This is a genomic window from Variovorax sp. GW821-FHT09A10 (genome assembly GCF_059418385.1).
The window spans coordinates 59,098-83,831 of record NZ_JBWKPT010000004.1 but is presented as its reverse complement, the minus strand read 5'-3'; the positions used below and the strand labels follow the sequence as shown (position 1 = coordinate 83,831).

The 24,734-nt window shown below is 68.3% G+C and carries 25 protein-coding genes and 1 tRNA gene; 9 read left to right on the top strand and 17 right to left on the bottom strand.

The genetic code is table 11. From position 1 onward, the window contains the following. Positions 1–49: 49 nt before the first annotated feature. Positions 50–631: a hypothetical protein gene (locus tag AC07Q9_RS17075; protein WP_495310878.1), complete on the top strand. Its 582-nt coding sequence runs from the start codon at positions 50–52 to the stop codon at positions 629–631. 40 nt (positions 632–671) lie between these two features. On the opposite strand, the gene AC07Q9_RS17070 is transcribed toward AC07Q9_RS17075, so the two are convergent. The 9 genes from AC07Q9_RS17070 to AC07Q9_RS17030 form a co-directional block, all read right to left on the bottom strand. Then, entirely contained in the window at positions 672–1,373 is a 702-nt protein-coding gene (locus AC07Q9_RS17070; RefSeq protein ID WP_062470291.1) for an ABC transporter ATP-binding protein, read from the bottom strand. Further along, positions 1,373–2,125 (bottom strand): ABC transporter ATP-binding protein, encoded by a 753-nt coding sequence (locus AC07Q9_RS17065; protein ID WP_495310877.1) that lies wholly within the window; start codon positions 2,123–2,125, stop codon positions 1,373–1,375. Before AC07Q9_RS17065 ends, AC07Q9_RS17070 begins: the two co-directional genes overlap by 1 nt. Then, complete coding sequence (locus tag AC07Q9_RS17060; RefSeq protein ID WP_495310876.1) at positions 2,122–3,105, bottom strand: branched-chain amino acid ABC transporter permease; 984 nt, start codon at positions 3,103–3,105, stop codon at positions 2,122–2,124. The genes AC07Q9_RS17065 and AC07Q9_RS17060 overlap by 4 nt, the downstream gene beginning before the upstream one ends. Next, positions 3,102–3,974, bottom strand: a complete 873-nt coding sequence (locus AC07Q9_RS17055) for a branched-chain amino acid ABC transporter permease (protein ID WP_062470301.1) — start codon at positions 3,972–3,974, stop codon at positions 3,102–3,104. The genes AC07Q9_RS17060 and AC07Q9_RS17055 overlap by 4 nt, the downstream gene beginning before the upstream one ends. Positions 3,975–4,079: 105 nt before the next feature. Next, on the bottom strand, positions 4,080–5,255 hold the full coding sequence (locus AC07Q9_RS17050) for an ABC transporter substrate-binding protein (RefSeq protein WP_070061398.1): 1,176 nt from the start codon (positions 5,253–5,255) through the stop codon (positions 4,080–4,082). Further along, positions 5,252–6,076: an alpha/beta fold hydrolase gene (locus AC07Q9_RS17045; protein ID WP_495310875.1), complete on the bottom strand. Its 825-nt coding sequence runs from the start codon at positions 6,074–6,076 to the stop codon at positions 5,252–5,254. Before AC07Q9_RS17045 ends, AC07Q9_RS17050 begins: the two co-directional genes overlap by 4 nt. Further along, positions 6,073–7,626: a benzoate-CoA ligase family protein gene (locus AC07Q9_RS17040; protein WP_495310873.1), complete on the bottom strand. Its 1,554-nt coding sequence runs from the start codon at positions 7,624–7,626 to the stop codon at positions 6,073–6,075. The genes AC07Q9_RS17045 and AC07Q9_RS17040 overlap by 4 nt, the downstream gene beginning before the upstream one ends. Before the next feature lie 29 nt (positions 7,627–7,655). Further along, the gene (locus AC07Q9_RS17035; protein ID WP_495310872.1) at positions 7,656–9,206 is read right to left on the bottom strand and encodes a 3,4-dehydroadipyl-CoA semialdehyde dehydrogenase; all 1,551 of its coding nucleotides are present in this window, start codon (positions 9,204–9,206) and stop codon (positions 7,656–7,658) included. Continuing rightward, complete coding sequence (locus tag AC07Q9_RS17030) at positions 9,203–9,697, bottom strand: 4-hydroxylaminobenzoate lyase (RefSeq protein WP_495310871.1); 495 nt, start codon at positions 9,695–9,697, stop codon at positions 9,203–9,205. Before AC07Q9_RS17030 ends, AC07Q9_RS17035 begins: the two co-directional genes overlap by 4 nt. Before the next feature lie 168 nt (positions 9,698–9,865). Between AC07Q9_RS17030 and AC07Q9_RS17025 the strand changes: the two genes are divergently transcribed. The 5 genes from AC07Q9_RS17025 to AC07Q9_RS17005 all read left to right on the top strand — a co-directional run bounded on the left by AC07Q9_RS17025 (position 9,866) and on the right by AC07Q9_RS17005 (position 16,092). After that, positions 9,866–10,810 (top strand): helix-turn-helix transcriptional regulator, encoded by a 945-nt coding sequence (locus tag AC07Q9_RS17025; RefSeq protein WP_492699772.1) that lies wholly within the window; start codon positions 9,866–9,868, stop codon positions 10,808–10,810. 358 nt (positions 10,811–11,168) lie between these two features. Then, positions 11,169–12,842: a 2,3-epoxybenzoyl-CoA dihydrolase gene (boxC, locus tag AC07Q9_RS17020; protein ID WP_495310869.1), complete on the top strand. Its 1,674-nt coding sequence runs from the start codon at positions 11,169–11,171 to the stop codon at positions 12,840–12,842. 34 nt (positions 12,843–12,876) lie between these two features. Continuing rightward, positions 12,877–14,304 (top strand): benzoyl-CoA 2,3-epoxidase subunit BoxB, encoded by a 1,428-nt coding sequence (gene boxB / locus AC07Q9_RS17015; RefSeq protein WP_495310868.1) that lies wholly within the window; start codon positions 12,877–12,879, stop codon positions 14,302–14,304. Between the two features lie 50 nt (positions 14,305–14,354). Beyond that, positions 14,355–15,635 (top strand): benzoyl-CoA 2,3-epoxidase subunit BoxA, encoded by a 1,281-nt coding sequence (gene boxA, locus AC07Q9_RS17010; RefSeq protein WP_495304412.1) that lies wholly within the window; start codon positions 14,355–14,357, stop codon positions 15,633–15,635. 10 nt (positions 15,636–15,645) lie between these two features. Beyond that, positions 15,646–16,092 (top strand): MaoC family dehydratase, encoded by a 447-nt coding sequence (locus tag AC07Q9_RS17005; protein ID WP_495303152.1) that lies wholly within the window; start codon positions 15,646–15,648, stop codon positions 16,090–16,092. A 102-nt stretch (positions 16,093–16,194) separates the two neighbouring features. Here AC07Q9_RS17005 and AC07Q9_RS17000 read toward each other — a convergent pair whose 3' ends face one another. Next, entirely contained in the window at positions 16,195–16,671 is a 477-nt protein-coding gene (locus AC07Q9_RS17000) for a hypothetical protein (protein ID WP_062470328.1), read from the bottom strand. A 249-nt stretch (positions 16,672–16,920) separates the two neighbouring features. Between AC07Q9_RS17000 and AC07Q9_RS16995 the strand changes: the two genes are divergently transcribed. From AC07Q9_RS16995 to AC07Q9_RS16985, 3 genes are all read left to right on the top strand, one after another. Beyond that, on the top strand, positions 16,921–17,382 hold the full coding sequence (locus tag AC07Q9_RS16995; protein WP_095948477.1) for an Rrf2 family transcriptional regulator: 462 nt from the start codon (positions 16,921–16,923) through the stop codon (positions 17,380–17,382). Beyond that, positions 17,372–18,274, top strand: coding sequence for an NAD(P)/FAD-dependent oxidoreductase (locus AC07Q9_RS16990; RefSeq protein ID WP_495310867.1), 903 nt, complete (start codon positions 17,372–17,374; stop codon positions 18,272–18,274). Before AC07Q9_RS16995 ends, AC07Q9_RS16990 begins: the two co-directional genes overlap by 11 nt. Before the next feature lie 64 nt (positions 18,275–18,338). Further along, positions 18,339–18,414: transfer RNA gene (locus AC07Q9_RS16985), tRNA-Gly, on the top strand. A gap of 54 nt (positions 18,415–18,468) precedes the next feature. Here AC07Q9_RS16985 and fahA read toward each other — a convergent pair. Genes fahA through AC07Q9_RS16950 form a run of 7 tightly spaced genes read right to left on the bottom strand, consistent with a single transcriptional unit; the run spans position 18,469 to position 24,691 of the window. Next, positions 18,469–19,791 carry a fumarylacetoacetase gene (fahA, locus tag AC07Q9_RS16980; RefSeq protein ID WP_495310866.1) on the bottom strand — a complete coding sequence of 441 codons (1,323 nt, stop codon included), beginning with the start codon at positions 19,789–19,791 and terminating at the stop codon, positions 18,469–18,471. Between the two features lie 2 nt (positions 19,792–19,793). Further along, positions 19,794–20,600, bottom strand: coding sequence for a cyclase family protein (locus tag AC07Q9_RS16975; protein WP_095743084.1), 807 nt, complete (start codon positions 20,598–20,600; stop codon positions 19,794–19,796). A gap of 40 nt (positions 20,601–20,640) precedes the next feature. Further along, entirely contained in the window at positions 20,641–21,435 is a 795-nt protein-coding gene (locus AC07Q9_RS16970) for an ABC transporter permease (RefSeq protein WP_495310864.1), read from the bottom strand. Then, positions 21,432–22,202 (bottom strand): ABC transporter permease, encoded by a 771-nt coding sequence (locus tag AC07Q9_RS16965; protein ID WP_070061386.1) that lies wholly within the window; start codon positions 22,200–22,202, stop codon positions 21,432–21,434. The genes AC07Q9_RS16970 and AC07Q9_RS16965 overlap by 4 nt, the downstream gene beginning before the upstream one ends. Further along, the gene (locus tag AC07Q9_RS16960) at positions 22,195–22,980 is read right to left on the bottom strand and encodes an ABC transporter ATP-binding protein (protein WP_495310863.1); all 786 of its coding nucleotides are present in this window, start codon (positions 22,978–22,980) and stop codon (positions 22,195–22,197) included. The genes AC07Q9_RS16965 and AC07Q9_RS16960 overlap by 8 nt, the downstream gene beginning before the upstream one ends. Continuing rightward, complete coding sequence (locus AC07Q9_RS16955) at positions 22,977–23,924, bottom strand: ABC transporter substrate-binding protein (protein ID WP_495310862.1); 948 nt, start codon at positions 23,922–23,924, stop codon at positions 22,977–22,979. The genes AC07Q9_RS16960 and AC07Q9_RS16955 overlap by 4 nt, the downstream gene beginning before the upstream one ends. Next, on the bottom strand, positions 23,921–24,691 hold the full coding sequence (locus AC07Q9_RS16950) for a TetR/AcrR family transcriptional regulator (protein ID WP_495310861.1): 771 nt from the start codon (positions 24,689–24,691) through the stop codon (positions 23,921–23,923). Before AC07Q9_RS16950 ends, AC07Q9_RS16955 begins: the two co-directional genes overlap by 4 nt. Between the last annotated feature and the right edge of the window lie 43 nt (positions 24,692–24,734).

The following is a 24,734-nucleotide window of genomic DNA, read 5'->3' as shown; positions in this document are numbered from 1 at the left end:
CGGACCGTGCGTCGTCATGGCCTCTCGGACTGCAAGAAAGGCACCGACAGTGAGCTTGTCATCCTTCCTCGAATACGCTTTTGAAAGCTTGACGTGCAAACATTGCGACGAACGGTTTCATTTCCCACGCCATCACTTTTCATACACAAGCCGCAGTGAACCGCAGGCGGAGCCGGAAGCGGCCCTGGAGGTTTATCCGATGCTGACGGAGCGGGCATGGTGCATTGCTTGTAACGGGCCGGCATACGTTGAACGCATTCCTGCCTTGCGGGAGTTCGAGAACGCTACAGCATTGGTTCGCAGAGAGGATGGTCGCAAGCCCTCAGAACTTGAGGACGAACTTCTTCACTTCGGGTTTCAGCTTGGTGCCGATGCGCTTCGATACTGGGAGGCTCGGCTGAACGCTCGAAGGGCAGACAAGCAGTGCCTGATGTGCGGTAGCAAGTACCTGGTGCTTGGTATCGAGGAAGGGCATCTGAGGCACGAGGGATGCGAGGGTGTCCTGGTGCCGGAATCCTTCTGGTTCATGCATGGCCCTGCCAGGGGTCCTTTCCGCTTTTATAGCTGGAGCGGACAGTTCCTCTGGGGAGAAGGGCGGCGTGCTGAAGAGACTCTCGGACCCCTTGCATGAATCTGGGAGGGGGTCGATTTGCAGGCCGCTGTGTAGCCCTCTAAACGCCCAGCAGCTCTTCCAGCACCTGCGGCTGCCCCAGCAACTCCGCCGACGCCCCATGCCGCACGATCTGCCCCTTCTCCATCACCACCGCCAGGTCCGTGTGCGCGAGCACCTTGCGGTAGTCGCGGTCGACGATCAGCGTGGCGATGCCGGTGGCGCGGATTTCGCTGATCACACGCCAGATCTCGGCCACGATCAGCGGCGCGAGGCCTTCGGTGGCTTCGTCGAGGATCAAGAGGCGCGGGTTGGTCATGAGCGCGCGACCGATGGAGAGCATCTGCTGCTCGCCGCCCGACAGCTGCTGGCCGCCGTGCGAGAGCCGTTCCGACAGGCGCGGAAAGGTGGCCATCACGCGGTCGAAGGTCCAGGCGCGCTGGCCGTCGATGCCGGCGCGTTCGCTCATCACGAGGTTCTCGCGCACCGACAGGTTCGGGAAGATGCCGCGCCCCTCGGGCACGTAGCCGATGCCCAGGCGTGCCATCTTCTCGGGCGGCAGGCCGGTGACGGTGCGGCCGTCGACCTGCACTTCGCCGGAGGCCGGGCGCACGTAGCCCATGATGGTGCGGATCAGCGTGGTCTTGCCCATGCCGTTGCGCCCGAGCAGGCCGACGGAGGTCGCCGCGGGAATGCCGGCGTGCACGCCGCGCAGGATGTGGCTGTTGCCGTAGTAGGTGTTGAGGTCGCGAACGATCAGCATCAGTGTTGCTCCTCGCCGAGGTAGGCCGTGCGGACCTCGGGGTTCTCGCGAATTTCTTGTGGGTTGCCCGTGGCGATGACAGTGCCGTTCACCATCACCGTGATGCGGTCGGCGATGCGGAACACGGCGTCCATGTCGTGCTCGACCAGCAGGATGGCGTGCGTGGCCTTCAGCCGCGCGAGCAGCGTGAGCATGCGGTCGGTTTCCTCGGCGCCCATGCCGGCGAGCGGCTCGTCCAGCAGCAGCACGCGCGGGTGGGTGGCCAGGCACATCGCCACTTCGAGCTGGCGCTGCGCGCCGTGACTCAGCGTGCCGGCGACGCGCCAGGCTTCGGCCGTGAGGCCGGCCGCTTCGAGCGCGGCGTCGGCCGAGGCGTTGCTGGTGGCGCAGCGCTGCGACGACTGCCAGATCGCCCACGGTTTTGCCGTGGCGGCCTGCGCGGCGAGGCGGCAGTTCTCGTGCACGGTGAACTCCGGGAAGATGGTGGTGCGCTGGTAGCTGCGGCCCACGCCGTCGCGGGCGCGGCGCGACTGCGCGCGCGCGGTGATGTCGACGCCGTCCAGCGCGATGCGGCCTTCGGAGGCCTCGATCTCGCCCGAGAGCATGTTGATGAGCGTCGACTTGCCGGCGCCGTTGGTGCCGATCACCGCATGCACCTCGCCGATGTGCAGGTCGAGCGTGACGGCGTTGACGGCCGTGAGGCCACCGAAGCGGCGTGTGAGCTTGTCCACGGACAGCAGTGCGGCGGTCATGCGCCTCCCTTCGGCGACAGGCGCTGCACCAGGCCGATCAGGCCCTTGGGCAGCAGCGCCACGAACACGATGATGGCAATGCCCAGTGTGAGCTGCCAATGGTCGGCCAGCGGGCCCATCACGGCGTGGGTGGAGAAGATTTCCTTGAGCAGCGTGAACGCCACGGCGCCGATCACCGCGCCGCGCAGGTGGCCGAGGCCGCCCAGGATCACCATCAGCAGCACCTCGCCGGAGTTGTGCCAGGCCATCAGTTCGGGGTTGACCACGCCGTCGCGCGAGGCCAGCAGAAAGCCCGCGAGCCCGGCCAGCGCGCCCGCGAGCACGAAGGCCGCGAGCTTGTAGCCGTACACGGCGAAGCCCGCCGCGCGCATGCGCTGCTCGTTCACGCGGATGCCCGCGAGCGCCGCGCCGAAGCGCGAGCGGCGGATGAGCGCCAGCAGGCCGTAGGTGAACACCAGCGCCGCCAGCACCACGTAGAAGAGTACCGTGCGGTTCTCCATGTCGAGCGCGCCGAGGGCCGGGCGCACGTACAGGTAGATGCCGTCGCTGCCGCCGCCGATCTTGGTGTCGTGGAACACGAAGAAGGCCATCTGCGCAAAGGCCAGCGTGACCATGATGAAGTACACGCCGCGCGTGCGCAGGCTCAGCGCACCGACGAACAGCGCATACAGCGCCGCCGCGCCCATCGACAGCACCAGCAGCACTGCGAAGTTGCCGCCCTCGTTGCCCGAGGCCAGCACGGTGACGTACGCGCCGATGCCGTAGAAGGCCGCATGGCCCAGGCTCACGAGCCCGGTCATGCCCACCAGCAGCTCCAGGCTGAGCGCGAAGATCGACAGGATCATCACCTTGACGATGAAGTCCGACGCGTAGTTGCCCAGCAGCGGGCCGGCCACGGCGAGCGCGATGGCGCACAGCACGGGCACGACGAAGGCACCACGCCGCGGCGACGACGGTGCGGATGCAACCACGGGGCTCATGGCCGCCTCCCCATCAAGCCTTCGGGCTTCCAGATCAGCACGATCGCCATCAGCAGGTAGATGCCGATGCCCGCCAGGTCGGCGAAGAACACCTTGCCGAAGGTGTCGACAAAACCCACCAGCAGCGAGGCCACGAGCGCGCCGGTGATCGAGCCGATGCCGCCGATCACCACCAGCACGAAGCAGATGATGAGCACGCTCGCGCCCATGTTCGGGTACACCGAGGACATCGGCGCGGCGATCATGCCGGCCAGTGCCGCCAGCGCCACGCCGGCCGCGAACACGATGCGGTACAGCCGCTTCACGTCGATGCCCAGGCCGCGCACCATGTCGCGGTTGCTGGCGCCGGCGCGGATCATCATGCCCAGGCGCGTGCGGTTCACCACGTAGTACAGGCCCACGGCCAGCACGATGCAGGCGGCCGAGGCAAACAGGCGATACCACGGGTAGCTCATGACATTGCCCAGCGCGAAGCTGCCGTCCAGCCACGCGGGCACCTTCACGCCATGCACGTCGTTGCCCACGAAGATGGAGCGCAGTTCCTCGAACACCAGGATGAGCCCGTAGGTCATGAGCACCTGCTGCAGGTGGTCGCGCTGGTAGAGATAGCTGAAGAAGGCCCACTCCAGCACGTAGCCGAAGATCGCGGCCAGCACCACGCCGGCCACCAGCATCAGCAAAAACTGGTCGCCGAACAGCGGCGCCAGCGAGAACGCCATGTAGGCGCCGATCATGTAGAAGCTCCCGTGGGCGAGGTTGATGACGCCCATGATCCCGAAGATCAGCGTCAGCCCCGAGGCCACGAGAAAGAGCAGCAGGCCGTACTGAACGGAGTTCAGGCACTGCACGAGAAAGGTTCCGAAATCCACCGTGAGATCCCAGTTGGTTGTGGTTGCCGCAAGGCGGCTCGCAGCCCCGTGAAATGGATCGGGGCCGCGAGGGAACGAGAGAGAACCGAAGGCCCGTGGCCTTGCTTACATCCGGCAGCCGCGTGCCGGATCGGACAGGCCCTTGATGGCCGTGCTGACGAGCTTGTTTTCCTTGCCTTCCACCTTGCGCAGGTAGATGTCCTGCACCGGGTTGTGCGACTTGCTCACCGTGAAGGTGCCGCGCGGGCTGTCGATCTTGGCCTTCTCGATCGCGCCCGTGAACTCGGCCTTCTTCGAGATGTCGCCCTTGGTGGCATTCAGGCCCACGCCCAGCATCTGCGCGGCGTCGTAGCCCTGCACCGCGTACACGTCGGGCTGCAGCTTGAACGACTTGGCGTACGCCACGCGGAAGGCGTTGTCGCGCGGGGTGTTCAGGCCGTCGGCGTAGTGCAGCGTGGTGAGCATGCCTTGCGCCGATTCGCCCTGCGCGTCGAGCGTGCCGTCGGTCAGGAAGCCGGGGCCGTACAGCGGGATGGTCTTGTTCAGGCCGGCGGCCTGGTAGTCCTTGACGAACTTCACCGCGCCGCCGCCCGCGAAGAAGGCGTACACCGCATCGGGCTTGGCCGCCGCGATCTCGGTCAGCAGGGCCTGGAACTCCACGTTGGGGAAGGGCAGGGTGAGCTGCTTGTCGACCTTGCCGCCGTTCTTCTCGAAGCCTTCCTTGAAGCCGTTGACCGACTCTTCGCCGGCCGCGTACTTCCAGGTGATGGTCATGACCTTCTTCTTGCCCTGCTGCTTGGCCGCCACCTCGCCCATGGCGTAGGCCGGCTGCCAGTTGCTGAACGAGCTGCGGAAGATGTTGGGCGCGCACATCGGTCCCGTCACCGCGTCGGCGCCGGCGTTCGGCACGATGAGCACGGTGCCGCTTTCCTTGGCGGCCTTGGCCATGGCCATCGCCACGCCCGAGTGCACGGTGCCGACGATCACGTCGACGTTGTCGCGCTTGATGAGCTTGTTGACGTTGTCGGTGGCCTTGGCCGGGTCGGACTCGTCGTCGACCTTGAAGTATTCGATCTCGCGGCCGGCGAGCTTGCCGCCTTGCTGTTCCACGTAGAGCTTGAAGCCGTTTTCAATGGCCACGCCCAGGGCGGTGTAGGTACCGCTGTAGGGCAGCATGAGGCCGACCTTGAGCTTTGCCGTGCCCTGTGCGCCGGCCGCGGAGGCCAGGGCGGCGAAGGCGATGGCCGTGAGCGCCAGGCGCGCGGTGCGAAGGTTCGTCATGGTGTCTGTCTCCTGTTGTTGGTGATGAAAGAAGCGGTCGCGACGATGACACGATCCGGCTGATCGCGATGCGGGGAATGCCCGCATTCAGGGATTTCGAGCAGCTCGCATTTCCCCGCCACGCGCGGGGCGATGTCGCGGATCTGCGCGAGCGTGCCGTACGCGTCGTCGATGCCCTGCACCGCGAGCACGGGGCAGCGGATGGTGGCCAGCTCGGCCTCGATGTTCCAGTCGCGAAAGGGCGGGTGCAGCCAGATGCGGTTCCAGCCCCAGAAGGCCGAGTCGGCGCTGTCGTGGTAGCGGCCGAGCTTGCCGGGCAGGTCGGTCGTGCGGTAGGCGTCACGTGCGATCTCGATGTTCGCGACGGTCTTGTCCTCCACGAAGATGTGCGGCGCGAGCACCACGAGGCCCGCGACCTTGTCGGAGAAGCGCGAGGCGTACAGCAGCGAGATCGAGCCGCCGTCGCTGTGGCCGAAGAGCCAGGGCTTCTCGTCGCTGAGCTTCAGCGCGGCGAACAGCGCGGGCAGCACCTCGTGCGCCTGGCGGTGCATGAAGTCGACGTCCCAGATCTCGTCCTCGGCGCGCGGCGTGGAGCGGCCGTAGCCGGGGCGCGAGAACACGAGCCCGCGCGCGCCGGCGGCCTCGCAGACCTGGGCGGGAAAGTCCTTCCACATCGCGACGGAGCCCAGGCCTTCATGCAGGAACACGATGAGCGGGGTGTCGGCGCCGCGCTCGGGGGCGATCCACTGGCACTCGATGCGCACGGTGCGCCCGCGCCAGTCGATGGTGGCGAAGTCGGTGGCAACCGTGGGCGTGCTCATGCCTGCTTCTCGCGTTCGCGCAGCCGGAAGCGCTGGATCTTGCCGGTGGCCGTCTTCGGCAGCTCGCTCACGAACTCCAGAAAGCGCGGGTACTTGTAGGGCGCCAGGCGCTCCTTCACGAAGGCCTTGAGCTCGTCCTCGGTGGCCGCGGCGCCGTCTTTCAGCACGACGAAGGCCTTGGTCTTCGTGAGCCCGTCGGCGTCGTCCTTGCCGATGACGGCGGCCTCGAGCACGGCGGGGTGCTGCATCAGCGTGGCCTCGACCTCGAAGGGCGAGACGTAGATGCCGCTGACCTTGAGCATGTCGTCGCTGCGGCCGGCGTAGGTGAAGTAGCCGTCGGCGTCGCGCGTGTACTTGTCGCCGCTCTTGGTCCAGCCGCCCTGGAAGGTGTCGCGCGACTTCTCGCGGTTGGTCCAGTACATGAGCGCCGAGCTCGGGCCGCGGATGTACAGGTCGCCCACCTCGCCGTCGGGCACGGGGCGGCCGTCCTCGCCGCGCAGCTCGACCTCGTAGCCGTCCACCGGCTTGCCCGTGGTGCCGTAGCGCACGTCGCCGGGGCGGTTGGAGATGAAGATGTGCAGCATCTCGGTCGAGCCGATGCCGTCGATGATTTCGCAGCCGAAGTGCGCCTTGAAGCGCTGCGCGATCTCGCCCGGCAGCGCCTCGCCGGCGGACGAGCACATGCGCAGCGCCACGGCCTCACGCGCCGGCAGCTTCGGCGAGGCGAGCATGCCCGCGAAGCCGGTGGGCGCGCCGAAGAACACGGTGGGTTGGTGCTCGGTCCAGCGGCGGAAGGTGGCGTCGGGCGTGGGCCGCTCGGCCATCAGCACCACAGTGGCGCCCACCGACAGCGGGAAGGTCAGCGCATTGCCCAGGCCGTACGCGAAGTACATCTTGGCGGCCGAGAAGCACACGTCGCCTTCGGTGAGGCCGAGCACCGGCTTGCCGTAGAGCTCGGCGGTCCACCACAGGTTGGCGTGCGTGTGCACCGTGCCCTTGGGCTTGCCGGTGGAGCCGGAGGAGTAGAGCCAGAAGCCGGGGTCGTCCGACGCGGTGAGCGCGGGTGCGGGCAGGGGCTCGACGGCGGCGAGCGCGGCTTCGAATTCCTGCGCGCCCTCGGGCAGCGCGCCCGTCGGTTGCGACACGAACAGCGTCTGCACTTCATGGCCGCCGCGCGCCATCGCGTCCTGCAAGGTCGGCAGCAGCGCGCCCGACACCAGCACCGCCTGCGCGCGGCTGTGGTCGAGCATGTAGGCGTAGTCGTCGGGCGTGAGCAGCGTGTTCACCGCCACGGGCACGATGCCCGCGTACAGGCAGCCCAGGAAACTCACGGGCCAGTCGTTGCCGTCGAGCATGAGCAGCAGCACGCGCTCTTCGCGGCGGATGCCCGCGGCCTTCAGCGCGGCGGCCAGGCGGCGCGCGCGGTCTTCGAGCTGGCCGTAGCCCAGCGTGCCGCGGTCGTCGATGTAGGCGGTGCGTGCGGCGCGGCCGCGGTTGAGGGCGAACAGGTGTTCGGCAAAGTTGAATCGTGCGGGCAGGCTGCTGTTCATCGTGTGTCTCCTTGGGGCCTGTGCGGGGACTAGAGGCCGAGGGCGGCGAGCACGCCGGGGCTCGCCTGCACCGCGCTCCTGCGGTGATAGAAATCGAGCGCGCGCAGGCCGCCCAGCTCGGCGCCGCCACCCGCGCGGCCGGGGCCGCCGTGCATCGACATCGGCATCACGTTGCCGTGGCCGGTGTGGGCCTGCGCCACCTCGGGCGTGATGACGTGCACGCGGCCGTGGCTCGGCGCGACCGACAGCGCGGCCTGGGCCAGCGCGGCATCGTCGCTGCCGTACAGCGAGGTCACGAGCGAGCCCTGGCCCCGGTGCGCGAGCGCGATGCCGTGCGCGAGGTCGTTGTAGGGCAGCAGCGTGGCGACCGGGCCGAACACTTCCACGTCGTGCACGCGCTGCGCCGCATCGGCATCGCGCGCGCCCAGCAGCACGGGGCCGATGCAGGCGGCCACGGCGGGGTCGGCGTCGACGAGGGGCTTGTTGCGGCTGTCGTGCAGCACGGTGGTCTGCGCGGCCAGGGCGTCGAGGCCGTCGCGCACCGCATTCAACTGTGCGCGGCTCACGAGAGAGCCCATGCGCACGCTCTCGTTGCGCGGGTTGCCGACCGTGACGCCCGCGAGCTTCGCGCCGATGGCTTCGGCGGCGGCGTCGTACACCTCGGCCGGCACCAGGATGCGGCGGATGGCGGTGCACTTCTGGCCCGACTTGACCGTCATCTCGCGCACCGCTTCGCGCACGAGCAGGTTGAAGGCCTCGCTGCCGGGCGCGGCGCCGGGCAGCAGCAGGGCGCTGTTGAGGCTGTCGGCCTCGATGTTCACGCGCACCGAACGCTCGGCCACGGCCGGGTGCGAACGGATGATGGCGGCCGTCTCGGCCGAGCCGGTGAACGAGACCACGTCGAAGGGCTGCAGCTGGTCCATCAGGCCGGCTGAGCTGCCGCAGATGACCGACAGCGCGCCGGCCGGCAGCACGCCCGCATCGACCACGTCTTTCACCATGCGCTGCGTGAGCCAGGCGGTGGCCGTGGCGGGCTTGACGATCACGGGCACGCCCGACAGCAGCGCGGGCGCGGCCTTTTCCCACAGGCCCCACGACGGGAAGTTGAAGGCATTGATGAACAGCGCCACGCCGTGCGTCGGCACCTGCAGGTGCTGCGACTGGAACACGGGCTCCTTGCCGAGCTTCACGGCGTCGCCATCGCGCAGCGCGCGCACGTCGCCGAGTGCATCGCCCCACTTGGCGTACTGGCCGAGCGTGAAGATCGCGCCGTCGATGTCGACGGCCGAGTCGTTCTTCACCGTGCCGCAGTTCGCGGTGGCGATCTCGTAGTACGCGTCGCGGTTGGCCTGCAGCACCTTCACGAGCGCGGCGAGCAGGCCGGCGCGTTGGCGGTAGGTGAGGGCGCGCAGCGCGCGGCCGCCTTGTTCGCGCGCAAAGGCGAAGGCCTCGGGCAGGTCGAGGCCGGTGGCGTCGACGCGTGCCAGTTCGGTGCCGAGCACCGGGTCGAACAGGGGCGTGCCGGCGCCCGTGCCGCTTTGCCAGCGGCCGGCGACGTGGTTGGCGAGAAGGTCGGTCATGAAGTGAACTTGATCTGCCCTTCGGGCAGCAAATAAAGGACGAGCGCGCGGCCCTGGGCCACGGTCGGGCGGTGTGCGGTGCCGGGCCCGTAGACGCACCAGCCCGCGGGCCGGCCGTCGAAGGTGGCGGCGGGGGTGTCGTCCAGCGGCATGATCAGGTCGATCTCGCCGTTGGGGTGCGTGTGGTGCGGGCCGGCGAGGTCCTGCATGTCGACCACGTCGACCGAGAAGCGGTGCAATGCGTCTTCGGCCTTGAAGACGCGGCCGTACTTGATGCCGCCGCCTTCGCGCTCGCACAGCCAGCCCTCGGCGACGCCGCCGATGCAGGCCTGGCGCAGTTGCGCAAAACGGGCGCTGCCGGCGCCGTGGGTGGCGTTGAGCCACTGGTCGAGCGTGGCGTCCAGCGGCTGGCCGGCGATCTCGGCGGTCAGGTCGGCGATCAGCTGGTGAAATGCCGCCTTGCCGGTGGCGGGCGTGGGGGTGTCGGACATCGTGGGCCTCGAACGGATGAACTATCGACTTCTTGCAGGAAGTCTGCGTGTGCAGTATCTTGCGTGTGATCGAACAATAAGCAGCGAGACAACAGGTGTCAAGCAATATAGTGCATCTATGGTGTTTACCCTGAGCGCGCACAATCCCGGCGAAGAACGAGGAATGGCATGAACGAGCATGTAGACGCGGTGCTGGCCACCGCGCCCGAGGGCGGCACCGGCAACCACGGCGCCGCCGTGGCCGGGGAGGCCAAGAACCCGCTGCTGGTGGCACTGGGCGACCGCGTGCGCAACCTGCGCGCGCAGCGCGGCCTCACGCGCAAGGCGGTGGCCCTGTCGGCCGACGTGTCGGAACGCCACCTGGCGAACCTGGAATACGGCATCGGCAACGCATCGATCCTGGTGCTGCAGCAGGTGGCCGGGGCGCTGCACTGCTCGCTGGCCGAGCTGGTGGGCGACGTGACGACCAGCTCGCCCGAGTGGCTGCTGATCCGCGAATTGCTCGAGCACCGCAGCGAGGCCGACCTGCGCCGCGTGCGCGTGGCGCTGGGCGAGATGCTGGGCACGGCCTCGGTCGACCCGGCGCGGCACCGGCGCATCGCGCTCGTGGGGCTGCGCGGCGCGGGCAAATCGACGCTGGGCCAGATGCTGGCCGAAGACCTCGAAATTCCGTTCATCGAACTGAGCCGCGAGATCGAGAAGCTGGCGGGCTGCAGCGTGCGCGAAATCCACGACCTGTACGGCACCAACGCCTACCGCCGCTACGAGCGCCGCGCGCTGGAAGAGGCGGTGCAGATCTACAGCGAGGTGGTCATCGCCACGCCCGGCGGCATCGTGTCCGACCCGGCCACCTTCAACGAGCTGCTCGCCCACTGCACCACCGTGTGGCTGCAGGCCGCGCCCGAGGAGCACATGGGCCGCGTGGCCGCGCAGGGCGACACCCGCCCGATGGCGGCCAGCAAGGAAGCCATGGAAGACCTGCGGCGCATCCTGAATGGCCGCGCTGCCTTCTATTCGAAGGCCGATCTGTCGGTCGATACCAGTGGGAAGACGTTGCCGCAGAGCTTCCAGGCGCTGCGCAGCGTTGCCCGGCAGTCGATGGGGCTGGCCTGAGTTTCTGACTGGGTTGTGTCGAGCGTTCGCTGTTCAGGGCGACGCTCCCGCCGACGGGGTACCTTGCTCCGCGAATGTCCCCCGGGGCCTCGCCCCTCCTCCTTGATTTCGCTGCGCAAGGCACCCCATCGGCGTGAGCGTTTCAGAGCAGTTGTTGATCGGCCGTGACCCGACCGCACGCCCCCTGATCCGTCGCGCGCCGCGCACAAGCCCTGCCCGATCCTGAAATCTGAAAAAAAGCACAACAGGCATTGACTTGCCTGTTTGCATGCAGCATGATGCATGTCATCGGAACAAGGAATTGCATTATTATTCCTGTTCACGGTTTTCTGAACACAGCCCCACAGGAGACTTCCGCATGACCGACACCACGCTCCAGGCGCCCCAGCGCGTCGACTACCGCATCGAACCCGCCCAGTACCGTCACTGGTCGCTGAGCTTCGACGGCGCCATTGCGCGCCTCACGCTCGACATCGCGGAAGACGGCGGCATCCGCCCCGGCTACAAGCTCAAGCTCAACAGCTACGACCTGGGCGTGGACATCGAGCTGAACGACGCGCTCAACCGCATCCGCTTCGAGCACCCCGAAGTGCGCAGCGTGATCGTCACCAGCGGCAAGGACCGCATCTTCTGCTCCGGCGCCAACATCTTCATGCTCGGCGTTTCCAGCCACGCCTGGAAGGTGAACTTCTGCAAGTTCACCAACGAGACGCGCAACGGCATGGAAGACACCTCCAAGCACTCGGGCCTGAAGTTCCTCGCGGCCGTGAACGGCGCCTGCGCCGGCGGCGGCTACGAGCTGGCACTGGCCTGTGACGAGATACTGCTGGTCGACGACCGCTCTTCTTCCGTCTCGCTGCCCGAAGTGCCCCTGCTCGGCGTGCTGCCCGGCACCGGCGGCCTGACCCGCGTGACCGACAAGCGCCACGTGCGCCATGACCTCGCCGACATCTTCTGCACCAGCGTCGAAGGCGTGCGTGGCCAGCGCGCGGTCGACTGGCGCCTGGTCGATGCGGTGGCCAAGCCCGCACAGTTCCCCGCCGCCGTGCAGGAACGCGCCACCCAACTCGCCGCCGGCAGCGACCGCCCCGCCGGCGCCAAGGGCGTGGCCCTGACCCGCGTCGAGCGCACCGACAGCGCCGACGGCATCGCGTACGCCAACGTCAATGTGCAGATCGACCGCAGCAAGCGCACTGCGACGATCACCGTGAAGGCGCCCGCCGGCGCGCAACCGGCCGACATCGCCGCCATCGAAGCCGCAGGCGCCGCCTGGTGGCCGCTGGCCGTGTGCCGCGAACTCGACGACGCCATCCTCAACCTGCGCACCAACGAACTCGACGTCGGCACCTGGCTGCTCAAGACCGAAGGCGACGCCGCCGCCGTGCTCGCATCCGATGCCGTGATGTTCGCGAACAAGGACCACTGGCTGGTGCGCGAAACCATCGGCGGCTTGCGCCGCACGCTGGCGCGCCTCGACGTGTCGTCGCGCAGCCTGTTCGCGCTGGTCGAGGCCGGCTCGTGCTTCGCCGGCACGCTGGCCGAGCTGGCCTTCGCGGCCGACCGCACCTACATGCTCGCGCTGCCCGACGACGCCGCGCGCGCACCCAAGCTCACGCTCAACGAATTCAACTTCGGCTTCTTCCCGATGGTGAACGACCAGAGCCGCCTGCAGCGCCGCTTCTATGAAGAGGCCGCGCCGCTCGAAGCCGCGCGCGCCGCCGCCGGCCAGGCGCTCGACGCCGACGAAGCCGTGAAGCTCGGCCTCGTGACCGCTGCGCCCGACGACATCGACTGGGACGACGAGATCCGCATCGCCATCGAAGAGCGCGCCGCCATGTCGCCCGACGCACTCACCGGCCTCGAAGCCAACCTGCGCTTCGCCAGCAAGGAGAACATGGCCACCCGCATCTTCGGCCGCCTCACGGCCTGGCAGAACTGGATCTTCAACCGCCCCAACGCCGTCGGCGAGAAGGGCGCGCTGAAGGTCTACGGCACCGGTCAAAAAGCCGGCTTCGACCTGAACCGCGTTTGAGCACAGAGCAGTCCGCACAACCCAAGGAACAACGATGAGCACGATCAACTACAGCGAGAAGATCCCCAACAACGTCAACCTCGGCGAAGACCGCACGCTGCAGCGCGCGCTCGAAGGCTGGCAGCCCAACTTCATCAACTGGTGGGACGACGTGGGCCCCGAAGGCTCGACCAACCACGAGGTGTACCTGCGCACCGCCGTGAGCGTCGACCCGCAAGGCTGGGCGCAGTTCGGCCACGTGAAGATGCGCGACTACCGTTGGGGCATCTTCCTGAACCCGGGCGATGTCAACCGCGAAGTGCACTTCGGCGACCACAAGGGCGAGAAGGTCTGGCAGGACGTGCCCGGCGAACACCGCGCCAACCTGCGCCGCATCATCGTCACGCAGGGCGACACCGAGCCCGCGTCGGTCGAGCAGCAGCGCCACCTGGGCCTCACGGCACCGTCGATGTACGACCTGCGCAACCTGTTCCAGATCAACGTCGAAGAAGGCCGCCACCTGTGGGCCATGGTCTACCTGCTGCAGAAGCACTTCGGCCGCGACGGCCGCGAAGAGGCCGACGCGCTGCTGCAGCGCACCTCGGGCGATGCGAACAACCCGCGCATCCTTGGCGCCTTCAACGAGAAGACGCCCGACTGGCTCGCGTTCTTCATGTTCACCTACTTCACCGACCGCGACGGCAAGTTCCAGCTGGCCGCATTGGCCGAGAGCGCGTTCGACCCGCTGGCGCGCACCACGAAGTTCATGCTGACCGAAGAGGCGCACCACATGTTCGTGGGCGAGAGCGGCGTGTCGCGCGTCATCGCGCGCACCGCGCAGGTGATGAACGAGTTGAAGACCGACGACGCGCAGAAGATCCGCGCCGCCGGCTGCATCGACCTGGGCACCATCCAGCGCTACCTGAACTTCCACTACTCGGTGACCATCGACCTGTTCGGCGCCGACCAGTCGAGCAACGCCGCCATCTTCTACAGCTCGGGGCTGAAGGGCCGCTACGAAGAAGGCAAGCGCGACGACGACCACGTGCTCAAGGGCCAGACCTACAAGGTGCTCGAGGTCAAGGACGGCCAGCTCGTCGAGAAGGACGTGCCGATGCTCAACGCCCTGAACGAAGTGCTGCGCGACGACTTCATCAAGGACTCCGTGGCCGGCGTCGGCCGCTGGAACAAGGTGCTCGAGAAGGCCGGCATTCCCACCCGCCTGGTCGTGCCGCACAAGGCCTTCAACCGACAGATCGGCGCACTCGCCGGCATCAAGATGTCGCCCGAGGGCCGCGTGGTGAACGACATCGAATGGGCCGCCAAGCGCGACGAATGGCTGCCGAGTTCCGAAGACTTCGCTTTCGTGGCATCGTTGATGGGCCGCGTGATCGAGCCGGGCAAGTTCGCAGGCTGGATCTCGCCGCCGGTGATGGGCATCAACCGCCAGCCCGTCGATTTCGAGTACGTGCGTTTCGGCTGAGCACCTGGATATGAAGCCCTCGTCCCCACGGCGAGGGCATGGAGAACAACATGGACATGGTCGTTGAAGCCGGGGTCATCAAGCAGCACCTGATCGACCCCGAGATCTGCATCCGCTGCAACACCTGCGAGGCGACCTGCCCCGTGAACGCGATCACGCACGACGACAACAACTACGTCGTTCGCGCGGACGTCTGCAATGGCTGCATGGCCTGCATCTCGCCGTGCCCCACGGGCTCGATCGACAACTGGCGCACCATGCCGCTGGTGCGTGCGTACACCATCGAAGAACAGCTCACGTGGGAAGAACTTCCCGCCGAGCTGTCGCCCGAAGAACTCGAAGCCGCGGGCGTGTCCGGCGCCGCCGCTTCGGCCGCGGAAGTGCCCGCCCAGACGCAGGCCCAGGCCGCCGTGCAGGGCACCGAGCCCGCCTTCAACTCCGCGCAGTACGGCGCCAGCGTGCCGCCCTGGTCGGCCGCGCACGCCTACACCAACCTCTTTCCGCCGAAGACGCCGACCACCGCCACCGTGGTGGGCAACTTCAACTGCACCGAGGCCGGCTTCGACAGCGAGACCCACCACATCGTGCTCGACTTCGGCGTGGTGCCGTTCCCCGTGCTCGAAGGCCAGTCGATCGGCATCGTGCCGCCGGGCGTCGACGCCATCGGCAAGCGCCACCATGCGCGCCAGTACTCGGTGGCCAGCCCGCGCAACGGCGAGCGGCCCGGCTACAACAACGTCTCGCTCACCGTGAAGCGCGTCACCGAGGACCACGAGGGCGACCCGGTGCGCGGCGTGTGCTCCAACTACGTGTGCGACCTCAAGGTGGGCGACACCGTGCAGGTGGTGGGGCCCTTCGGCGCCTCGTTCCTGATGCCGAACCACCCCAAGTCGCACATCGTGATGATCTGCACCGGCACCGGCAGCGCCCCCATGCGCGCCATGACCGAATGGCGCCGGCGCCTGCGCAAGAGCGGCAAGTTCGAAGGCGGCAAGCTCATGTTGTTCTTCGGCGCGCGCACGCAGCAGGAGCTGCCGTACTTCGGCCCGCTGCAATCGCTGCCCAAGGACTTCATCGACATCAACTTCGCGTTCTCGCGCACGCCGGGCCAACCCAAGCGCTACGTGCAGGACCTGATGCGCGAACGCGCCGCCGACCTGGCCGCGCTGCTCAAGGACGGCGCCAGCCACTTCTACGTGTGCGGCCTCAAGAGCATGGAAGAGGGCGTGGTGCTCGCACTGCGCGACGTGGCGAAGGAAGCGGGGCTCGACTGGGACACCGTCGGTGCGCAACTCAAGCGCGAAGGTCGGCTCCACCTCGAAACGTACTAAGCTGCGGCGGATGCAGTTCGCCGACTTCCACGCAGGCCAGGTCATCGAGGCCGGGCCGTATGTGCTCACCGAAGCCGAACTCGTGCAGTTCGCGCGGGCCTACGACCCGCAGTGGTTTCACACCGACGCCGAGGCGGCCGCCGACAGCCCCTTCGGCGGGCTCATCGCGAGCGGCTGGCATACCTGCTCGATCGCGATGCGGCTGGTGGTCGAGGCGGCGCTGGCCGGTTCCGAATCGTTCGCGTCGCCCGGGCTCGAGCACGTGCGCTGGCCGAACCCCGTGCGGCCCGGCGATGCGCTGCGGCTCGTGGCCGACGTGATCGAGGTGCGCCGCTCCGAGAAGCGCCCCACGCTCGGCATCCTGCGCTGGCGCTGGCGGCTGTTCAACCAGCGCGCGCTGGTGGTGCTCGACACCGAAGTCACCAGCCTCTTCAAGCTGCCTGCACCCGACCTCTGAACGACACAAGCCCGCAACGCGTTAGCGCTGCGGGCTTGATTTCTTGTGGAGCGATGCGTTGCAGCCGCCGCGTCCGGCCGCTGCAACGATGCGGGGTGCGACTTACTTCTTGTGCAGGTCGACCGCGCCCGAGCCCTGGGCCTTGCCGCTCGCCTTGGCGCCGGCCGTGGCCGGTTTCACGGCGCCGCCCACGGCGCCAGCGGCACCGGTCGCGCTGTTCACGGTGCTGCCCACGGTGTTGGTCACACCGCCGACGGCCTGCGTCGCGCCGCCCACGGCGCCAGTGGCACCGCCGACCGCACCCGTGGCCGTGCCGAGCACGCCACCGACGGCATTGCCCACGCCGCCGGTCGCGCCGGAGGTGGAGGTGTCCGCGTTGGCATCGGCCGACGCACCGGTCTGCGCGCGAGCGCCTGCTGCGCCGCCTTGTGGCGTCGCGCCGGTGCTGCCCGAGGCCTTCACATCGGCGTTGACCCCCACGCCGACCCCGACGCCTTGCGCCTGGGCCGTCCCGCCGAGGGCCAGCAGGCCCGCCAGCATGGCGCCGATGAAGATGCGGTTGGTTGCATGTGTAGTCATGAGTGACAGTTCCTTTCGTTGCTGAGTCACGGTTTGCAGAACCGACCGGGGTTCGATCGATTCGGGGGCAACCATGACGGGCCGGCAGGTTGTCGCCATGTGCGGCGCGTTCGCTCGACGCTGTGGGAATCGGCCGTCGGCGGAATGGGGGGCTCGTGCGTTAGGGCGGCGTTTGCAAATCCCCGCCCGATCCGGGGTTTCTCGGTGCGATGCGCCATGGCATCGAAAACATGCAACTCATAATGTTGCATGAAACGAGACGGCAAGCTTTCCGGCGTGCTCCACGTGCTGCTGCACATGGCCGAGCTGAACGCCCCCATCACCTCCGAAGCGCTCGCCGCGGCGATGCAGACCAACCCCGTGGTCGTGCGCCGGCTCATGGCGGGGCTGCGGCAGGCCGGCTTCGTCAGCTCGGCCAAGGGGCATGGCGGCGGGTGGGTGCTGTCGTGTTCGCTGGGTTCGGTGACGCTGGGCGACATCCACAACGCCGTCGGCGCGCCTGCGTTGCTGGCCATGGGCAACCGCACCGAGAGCCCGGGCTGCATCGTCGAGCAGGCGGTGAATGCGGCGCTCGACGGCGCCTGCCAGGAGGCCGAGGCACTGCTGCTGCGGCGGCTCAACGGGATCACGCTGGCCGATCTCTCCAGGGACTTTCATCGCCGCATGACGGGCGGCGGCTTCACCGCGAAGGACATCGCACATGCGTTTTGACGCACTCATCGTGGGCGGCAGCTTTGCCGGCCTCTCCGCCGCCATGCAACTGGCGCGCGCACGCAGGAAGGTCTGCGTCGTCGACGCGGGCGCGCCGCGCAACCGCTTCGCCGCAGCCTCGCACGGCTTCTTCGGGCAGGACGGCATGCCGCCGCTGCAGATGATTGCCGATGCGCGCGACAAGCTGCTCGCCTATCCGTCCGTCACCTTCGTCGAAGGCACGGTGACTGCGGCGACGGCCGATGGCGCGGAGGGCTTCACGGTTTCATTGAACAACAGGGAACAGTTGTCGACGCGCAAGCTGCTGCTGGCCTTCGGCGTGCAGGACGGCCTGCCGGACATCGCGGGCCTCGGCGAACGCTGGGGCCAAAGCGTGCTGCACTGTCCTTATTGCCACGGCTACGAGTTCGGCGACCGTCCGCTGGGCGTGCTCTTTCACAGCGCGCATCCGCCGGACCACGCGCTGCTGATCGCCGAGTGGGGCCCGACCACGCTCTTCCTGAATGGCGAGGCAGGGCCGGACGCCGAGGCACGCGCCCGGCTGCAATCACGCGGCGTGGCCGTGGAGCCCGGGCGCATCGCCGGCCTCGAAGGGCGGGGGACGGACCTGGCGGCCGTGCGCCTGGACGACGGGCGACGCGTGCCGATCGAGGCGTTGTTCGTGGCGCCGCACACGCGGCCGGCCAGTCCGCTGGCCGAGCAGCTGGGCTGCGCGTTCGACGACGGCCCCTCGGGCCCGGTGCTGCGCGTCGATGCGATGAAGACGACCACGGTGCCCGGCGTGTACGCGGCGGGCGATGTGGCGATGGCTTTTTCCAACGCCACGCTGGCCTCGGCCGACGGGCTGTTCGCCGGGGTGTCGATGCACCGCGCGCTGGTGTTCGGCGCCTGATTTCAAATTTTTTTGGGGGGAAGATGGCAAACCGCCTCAAACCACCCTATAATCTGAGGCTCACGCGGGAATAGCTCAGTTGGTAGAGCGCAACCTTGCCAAGGTTGAGGTCGAGAGTTCGAGACTCTTTTCCCGCTCCAAATCGCATGAAAAGGCCACCTCACCAGGTGGCCTTTTTCATTGGCGCGTCGCTTTCAACCTCGCGCCGGCAGCACGGTCCCCCGGCTCTCGCCGAAACCGATGCGCGCATGGCCGGGCTTCTCGCACCAGCCGCGCAGCAACACCGCATCCCCGTCTTCCAGGAAACCGCGCGTCTCGCCGTTGGTCAGCGTCACCGGGGTTTGGGCCGCGCGGGTCAGCTCGATGATCGCGCCGGCCTCGCCCTCGCCGGGGCCCGAGATGGTGCCGCTGCCGAACAGGTCGCCCGGGTTCAGGCTGCAGCCGCCCACCGTGTGGTGCGCCACCATCTGCGCCACGCTCCAGTACTGGTGCTTGAAGCTCGTGGCCGACAGGCGCGATGGTCCGGTCTTCTGCGCGCGCGCTTTCTCGCTTTCGAGCCACACCTCGAGCCGGATGTCGAGCGCGCCGCCTTCGCGGTTCGCGCTGCTCTCCAGGTAGGCCAGCGGTTGCGGCTCGTTCGCGGGCCGCGTCCACGCCTGGCGGTAGGGCGCCAGCGCTTCCATCGTCACGATCCACGGCGAGATCGTGGTGGCGAAGTTCTTTGCCAGGAAGGGCCCGAGCGGCGCCATCTCCCAGAACTGGATGTCGCGCGCCGACCAGTCGTTGAGCAGGCAGATACCGAAGATGTGTTCTTCCGCGCGCGCGAGCGGAATCGCCTCGACCTGCGCATTGCCCTGGCCGATCCACACGCCCAGCTCCAGCTCGTAGTCGAGCCGCGCGCAGGCCTGGTAGGTCGGCGCCTTCGCGCCGGGCGCCATGGCCTGGCCCATCGGCCGGTGAAAGCGCTGGCCGCTCACGCCGATGGTCGACACGCGCCCGTGGTACGCGGTCGGCACCCAGCGGAAGTTGGGCGTGACGTCGCCGTCGGGGTTCATCAGGCGGCTGATGTTCAGCGCGTGATCGATCGAGGTGTAGAAGTCGGTGTAGTCGCCGATGCGCGCGGGCACGGTGTATTCGACCTCGGCCTGCGGCACGAGGCAGCCGCGCAGGTCGTTCACTGTCGCGGCCGGCGCGTCGCTGTGCAGCAGCGCGAAGACCGCATGGCGCAGCGCCTGCCAGGCGGGCGGGCCGAGCGCGAAGAAATCGTTGAGCGCGGGCAGGGCGGCGGCGCGCGCCGCATCGAGCGCCAGGCCGTCGACGTGCGAGCCCGCGGCCAGCGCCGCGAGGTCGAGCACCTGGTCGCCGATGGCCACGCCACCGCGAAACGGCTCGGGGCTGCCGGTGCGGCGGAACATCGCATACGGCAGGTTCTGGATCGGAAAGTCGCTGCCCGCGACGTTGGCGGATTCGACCCAGCTGCGGGCGCCGACGTCGTGCGTGTGGTTGAGTTCGATCATGTTCACACCGACGCCATCAGCGCGTCATCGAAGATCGCCACCGCGCGCGTCCAGCCCGCCGAGGCGCCGCGGATCTTGTGCGGGAAGCAGCTGATGAAAAAGCCCGTGGGCGGCAGCACTTCGAGGTTGTGCAGCTTCTCGATGTGGCAGTAGCCGATGTCGCGACCGGCCTTGTGGCCTTCCCAGATCAGCGAGGCGTCGTGCGTCTCGCCGTACTTCTTGGCGGTGTGCACGAAGGGCGCGTCCCAGCTCCACGCGTCGGTGCCCGTGAGGCGCACGCCGCGCTCCAGCAAGTACATGGTGGCTTCGTAGCCCATGCCCGCGCCGGCCGACACGTAGTCGGGGTTGCCGTAGCGCGAGCCGGCGCGCGTGTTGACCACCACGATCTCCAGCGGGCTCAGCGTGTGGTTGATGCGCTTCAGCTCGGCCTCGACATCGGCCGCCGTGACCACGTAGCCGTCGGCGAAATGGCGAAAGTCGAGCTTCACGCCAGGCTGGAAGCACCATTCGAGCGGCACGTCGTGGATGGCGATGGCGGGCTTCTTTTCGCCCAGCGCCTTGTCCATGGTCGAGTGGAAGTGATAGGGCGCATCGAGGTGCGTGCCGTTGTGGGTGGACAGCTGCACCAGCTCCACGGCCCAGCCTTCGCCGTCGGGCAGGTCTTCCTTCTTCAGGCCGGGAAAGAAGGGCTCGATCTGCTCGAAGGTGTGCTCGTGCGTGAAGTACTGGATCTTCGGCGCGAAGGCCGGCGGATCGGACAGCACGTCGTTTTCGAGAAAGATCGACAGGTCGACGAACTTGCGTGGCATGGCGAGGCTCCTTGTGGGGTGTTGGATTGGAGGAAATCGGTCAGGGCTGCTGCCAGCGCAGCAGGCGCTTTTCTGCAAAGGCCAGCAGCGCGTTGCTCACGAAGCCGATGAGCCCGAGCAGCACGATGCCGGCGAACAGATCGCTGGCCCGGAAGGCACGCGCCGCCAGCAGGATGGCCTGGCCCAGCCCGCTTTGAGAGGCGATCATTTCGCCCACCACCGCGACGATCAGCGCGATGGTCAGCGCCAGCCGCATGCCGGCCAGGATGTCGGGCATGGCGTTGGGCAGGCCCATCTTCCAGATGTACGCGGTGCGCGACATCTGCAGGCAGCGCGCCACCTCCGACAGGCGCGGCTCCACCGCCGCGAAGCCGTGCACCGTGGCCAGCAGCACCGGCCACATCGCGCCGAAGGCGACCACGAACAGCACCATGCCGGGGTTCAGTCCGAAGATCGAAATGGCCAGCGGCAGCAGCGCCGAGGCAGGCAGCGGGCGGATGAACTCCAGCGTCGGCTGCACCCACGCGCGCACCGCGGGCGACACGCCGATGGCCGCACCCAGCAGCACGCCGAAGAGCGAGGCGAGCAGCCAGCCTTCGACCATGCGGCCGACCGTGGCCTGCGTGAAGGCCAGCAGTTCGCCGTTGCCTGAATTGCCCGAAGAGAGATTGAGCCCTTCGAGCAGGCTCGAGAAGGTGGCCTGCGGCGTCGGCAGGAACACGCGGCTGACCCAGCCCGCGTTGCTCGCCACCCACCACAGCGCGACCAGCGCGAGCAGCACGCCCACCGAGCCCAGCCACCCCAGACCCAGTCGGTCGTTGCGGTTGTTGTTCATGGCTGCACCCCCATGCGTCGCGCGACCCAGGCCTGCAGGCGCACCATGCCCGCGTTGACCGCGAAGCCCACCACGCCGATCCAGCCCAGCCAGGCGAGCATCAGCGCGGGGTCGAAGCTCTGCTGCGCGATCATCATCGCGTAGCCCATGCCGTGCGGATTGGCGGCGATCTCGACCGTCACCGCCACCACCAGCGCCACCGCCACACCGAGGCGCAGCGCGACGAACAGGCGAGGGACGATGGCCGGCAGCACGATCTTGAAGGCGCGTTCGCGCGCCGACAGCCCGAGCACGCGGCTCACCTCGAGCAGCCGGGGCTCGATCTGCTGCACCGCCGACTGCACCAGCACCAGCAGCGGCCAGAAGGTGGCGAAGGCGACGATGGCCACCTCCATGCGCACGCCGAAACCGAAGCCCAGCATCGCGAGCGGGATCAGCGCGACCGACGGCACGGGGCGCAGCACCTCGATGGACACGGCGCCCAACTGCGCCGCGCGGCGTGAGAGCCCGAGCACCAGCCCGAATGCAATGCCGAGCACCGCACCCAGCAGCAGGCCGAGTGCCGCCGTGCCGAGCGTGAAGCCCGTGGCCTGCCAGAGCGAGCCGTCCATCGCCGCGCCGACGAAGGCCTTGGCCGCCGCGCTCGGCGGTGCGAGCGCATCGCTGCCCAAGGCCGCTGCGCGCCGCGCGTACCACTCGAAGGCGCCGACCAGCAGTGCGGGAAACACCCACGGCCGCAGCCAGCGAAAGAGACGGCCTTCAGTCATGGCCCTGCTCGATGAAAGCGAACAGCTCACGCCGCAACTGCAGGTAGTCCGGGTGCTCCTTGGTCGTCAGCTGGTCGCGCGGGCGCGGAATTTTCACGTCGATCATCCGCGCGAGGCTCGGCCGTCCCGGCCCGGGATTGGCCTGCAGCGCGATCACGCGGTCGCCGAGGTAGATGGCTTCTTCGAGGTCGTGCGTGACGAAGAGCACCGTGAGCCCGTCGTCGCGCACCAGCCGCGCGAGCTCGTCCTGCAGGCCCTGGCGCGTGAGCGCGTCGAGCGCGCCGAAGGGCTCGTCCATCATCATCAGCTCGGGTTTCTGCGCGAGGCAGCGGGCAATCTGCGCGCGCTGCTGCATGCCGCCCGACAGCTGCACCGGAAACTTGTGCGCGTGCTTCGCGAGCCCGACCTTGCCGAGCACGTCGGCGATGCGCGGCGCGCGCTCGGCCGTGGGCACGCCGGCCGCTTCGAGCGCCAGGCTCACGTTGCCTTCGACCGTTCGCCACGGCAGCAGCGCGCGGCCGTAGTCCTGGAACACGAAGGCCACTTCGCGCGAGGGCGCCGTCATCGGCACGCCCTTGCGCCGCACCTCGCCGGCACTGGCCGTGACGAGGCCGCTGGCCGCACGCAGCAGCGTGGTCTTGCCGCAGCCGCTCGGGCCGACGATGCAGACGAACTCGCCGCGCGCCACGTCGAAGGACGTGGGCGACAGGATCTCGCGCCCGCCGAGGCGGATGGTGACGCCGTCGAAGCGCAAAAAGGAATCGGCGGCCGCGCTCACTTGGCGATCAGCTTCGCAACGTCGATGTTCGTCTTGAGCATGTCCTGCTCCTTCATGAGCCCGGTCCAGTAGCCCAGCTGCTTGTCGGTGACGACCGGGCCGGGCGGCGAGACCTGCACCTTGGCCAGCACCTCGGGCGGCAGCTTGATGTACTTGCCGATGGCCGTGCGCACCTTCGCGTCGTTCTTCGGCTGCTGGATGAAGGCGCCGGCCTCGACCAGCGCCTCGCGGAAGGCGCGCGCGGTGGCGGGGTTCTTCGCCACCCACTCGCGCTTGGCCGCGTGCACGATGGTCTGGTTGTTCTCGGGCAGGAAGGTCGAGTAGTACGAGGCCACGTAGCCCGCGCCGCTCTCGGTGATGCGGCTCATGAACGGGTCGGCCGACACCACCGCGTCGACCGAGCCGCCGCGCAGCAGGTCGGCGTGCTGGGGGAACGCGGCCTCGATGAAGTTGACCTTGCGGTAGTCGACGCCGCTGTCCTTCAGCCACGCGCGGAAGGTCACGTGCAGGAAGGCACCGAGCCCCGGCACGCCGATCTTCTTGCCCACGCAGTCCTGCGCGCTCTTGATGCCCGAACCCGCGCGCGCCACGAGGCCGAAGCCCGTGATCGTCTTCGAGGTGAGGCCGCCGCCGGCCACCAGCACCAGGTCGAGCCCGCCGTCCACCGCCTGCAGGAACACCGAGGGCGTGGGCCCGCCGATCTGCAGCGAGTCGGACTGCAGCGCGGCCGGGATGGTGGAGTTCAGCGGAATGAACTTCAGCTCCACGTCGAGGCTGCGCTTCTTGAAGTAGCCCTCTTCGGCCGCCACGAAGACCGAGGCGAAGTCGGTCACCGCCGTGTAGCCGAACACGATCTTCGGGTGGGCCTGCTGGGCATGCGAAGGCAACGAGGCGGTGGCCGATGCGGCCGCGAGCGCCGACAGCAGGGTGCGTCTTTTCATCATGGCTGGGGTCTCCTGGGGATGGTCTTTTTCGTGCGTGAGGGCTTGGCGGCGGCGGCCTTGGCGGCCGCTTTCGGTTTCGGCAGCGCGGCGCGCAGCCCGCCGACGATGAAGTTCACGAGCATCGGCGCCACGGCCGGGTCGGCGCGCGTGTTCTCGCCGCGCGAGAGCCGTTCGATGCGGCTGTCGTTCAGGTGGTGCAGCAGCGCGCCCAGCGAAAACTGGTAGCCCCACGCGACCTGGCCACGCGTGGCGTGCGGCAGCGCGACATGCAACGCGTCGATGTAGGCCTCGGCCAGCGGATCGAAGTAGCCGCGCAGCACGCGGTCGGCTTCCTCGGTCGCGTGGTACAGCTCGCGCGCCACCAGCAGTGCGTAGTACTCGCCCTCGGTGCTCGCGCGCAGCGCCAGCACGGGCGCGGTGAAGGCTTCGATAATGCGCGGCAGCGTGCGCGCGTCGTCGGGGTCGATGGTCACGGCCGCCAGGCGCGCGAGCCGCTCCTCGATGGTGTGGCTCCAGTGTTCGAAGATCGCGTGGAACAGCTCGTGCTTCGGGCCGAAGTAGTAGCCCACGAGCGCGAGCGGCACGCCGGCTTCTTCGGCGATCTGGCGGATCGTCACCGCGTGGTAGCCGTGCTGCGCGAAGAGCTTCTCGGCCGCCAGCAGGATCGCCTGGCGGCGGTCGGGCCGCGCGGGCTCGGGCGCGACGGTCGGGGCGCGTGATGCAGGCGAGGCGCTGCGTTTTCGGGCCGGCGGTGTGCGAGCGTTCATGGGGGCGTATTGAACGGCTGTACAAAAATGTTGAACACACGTA

Bases quoted from the DNA above. Each gene is read 5' to 3' on its own strand.
- AC07Q9_RS17035 (WP_495310872.1), bottom strand. From the start codon at position 9,206: ATGACCGACCTTCTCGCCAACCACGTCGCCGGCCGCTGGCAAAGCGGC.
- AC07Q9_RS17025 (WP_492699772.1), top strand. From the start codon at position 9,866: ATGAACGAGCATGTAGACGCGGTGCTGGCCACCGCGCCCGAGGGCGGC.
- AC07Q9_RS16975 (WP_095743084.1), bottom strand. From the start codon at position 20,600: ATGCCACGCAAGTTCGTCGACCTGTCGATCTTTCTCGAAAACGACGTG.
- AC07Q9_RS17005 (WP_495303152.1), top strand. From the start codon at position 15,646: ATGCAGTTCGCCGACTTCCACGCAGGCCAGGTCATCGAGGCCGGGCCG.
- boxA (WP_495304412.1), top strand. From the start codon at position 14,355: ATGGACATGGTCGTTGAAGCCGGGGTCATCAAGCAGCACCTGATCGAC.
- boxB (WP_495310868.1), top strand. From the start codon at position 12,877: ATGAGCACGATCAACTACAGCGAGAAGATCCCCAACAACGTCAACCTC.
- AC07Q9_RS17000 (WP_062470328.1), bottom strand. From the start codon at position 16,671: ATGACTACACATGCAACCAACCGCATCTTCATCGGCGCCATGCTGGCG.
- AC07Q9_RS16970 (WP_495310864.1), bottom strand. From the start codon at position 21,435: ATGAACAACAACCGCAACGACCGACTGGGTCTGGGGTGGCTGGGCTCG.
- AC07Q9_RS17060 (WP_495310876.1), bottom strand. From the start codon at position 3,105: ATGAGCCCCGTGGTTGCATCCGCACCGTCGTCGCCGCGGCGTGGTGCC.
- AC07Q9_RS17030 (WP_495310871.1), bottom strand. From the start codon at position 9,697: ATGTCCGACACCCCCACGCCCGCCACCGGCAAGGCGGCATTTCACCAG.
- AC07Q9_RS17065 (WP_495310877.1), bottom strand. From the start codon at position 2,125: ATGACCGCCGCACTGCTGTCCGTGGACAAGCTCACACGCCGCTTCGGT.
- AC07Q9_RS16995 (WP_095948477.1), top strand. From the start codon at position 16,921: ATGAAACGAGACGGCAAGCTTTCCGGCGTGCTCCACGTGCTGCTGCAC.
- AC07Q9_RS16990 (WP_495310867.1), top strand. From the start codon at position 17,372: ATGCGTTTTGACGCACTCATCGTGGGCGGCAGCTTTGCCGGCCTCTCC.
- AC07Q9_RS16950 (WP_495310861.1), bottom strand. From the start codon at position 24,691: ATGAACGCTCGCACACCGCCGGCCCGAAAACGCAGCGCCTCGCCTGCA.
- AC07Q9_RS17040 (WP_495310873.1), bottom strand. From the start codon at position 7,626: ATGAACAGCAGCCTGCCCGCACGATTCAACTTTGCCGAACACCTGTTC.
- fahA (WP_495310866.1), bottom strand. From the start codon at position 19,791: ATGATCGAACTCAACCACACGCACGACGTCGGCGCCCGCAGCTGGGTC.
- AC07Q9_RS16955 (WP_495310862.1), bottom strand. From the start codon at position 23,924: ATGATGAAAAGACGCACCCTGCTGTCGGCGCTCGCGGCCGCATCGGCC.
- AC07Q9_RS17045 (WP_495310875.1), bottom strand. From the start codon at position 6,076: ATGAGCACGCCCACGGTTGCCACCGACTTCGCCACCATCGACTGGCGC.
- AC07Q9_RS16965 (WP_070061386.1), bottom strand. From the start codon at position 22,202: ATGACTGAAGGCCGTCTCTTTCGCTGGCTGCGGCCGTGGGTGTTTCCC.
- AC07Q9_RS17050 (WP_070061398.1), bottom strand. From the start codon at position 5,255: ATGACGAACCTTCGCACCGCGCGCCTGGCGCTCACGGCCATCGCCTTC.
- AC07Q9_RS17070 (WP_062470291.1), bottom strand. From the start codon at position 1,373: ATGCTGATCGTTCGCGACCTCAACACCTACTACGGCAACAGCCACATC.
- boxC (WP_495310869.1), top strand. From the start codon at position 11,169: ATGACCGACACCACGCTCCAGGCGCCCCAGCGCGTCGACTACCGCATC.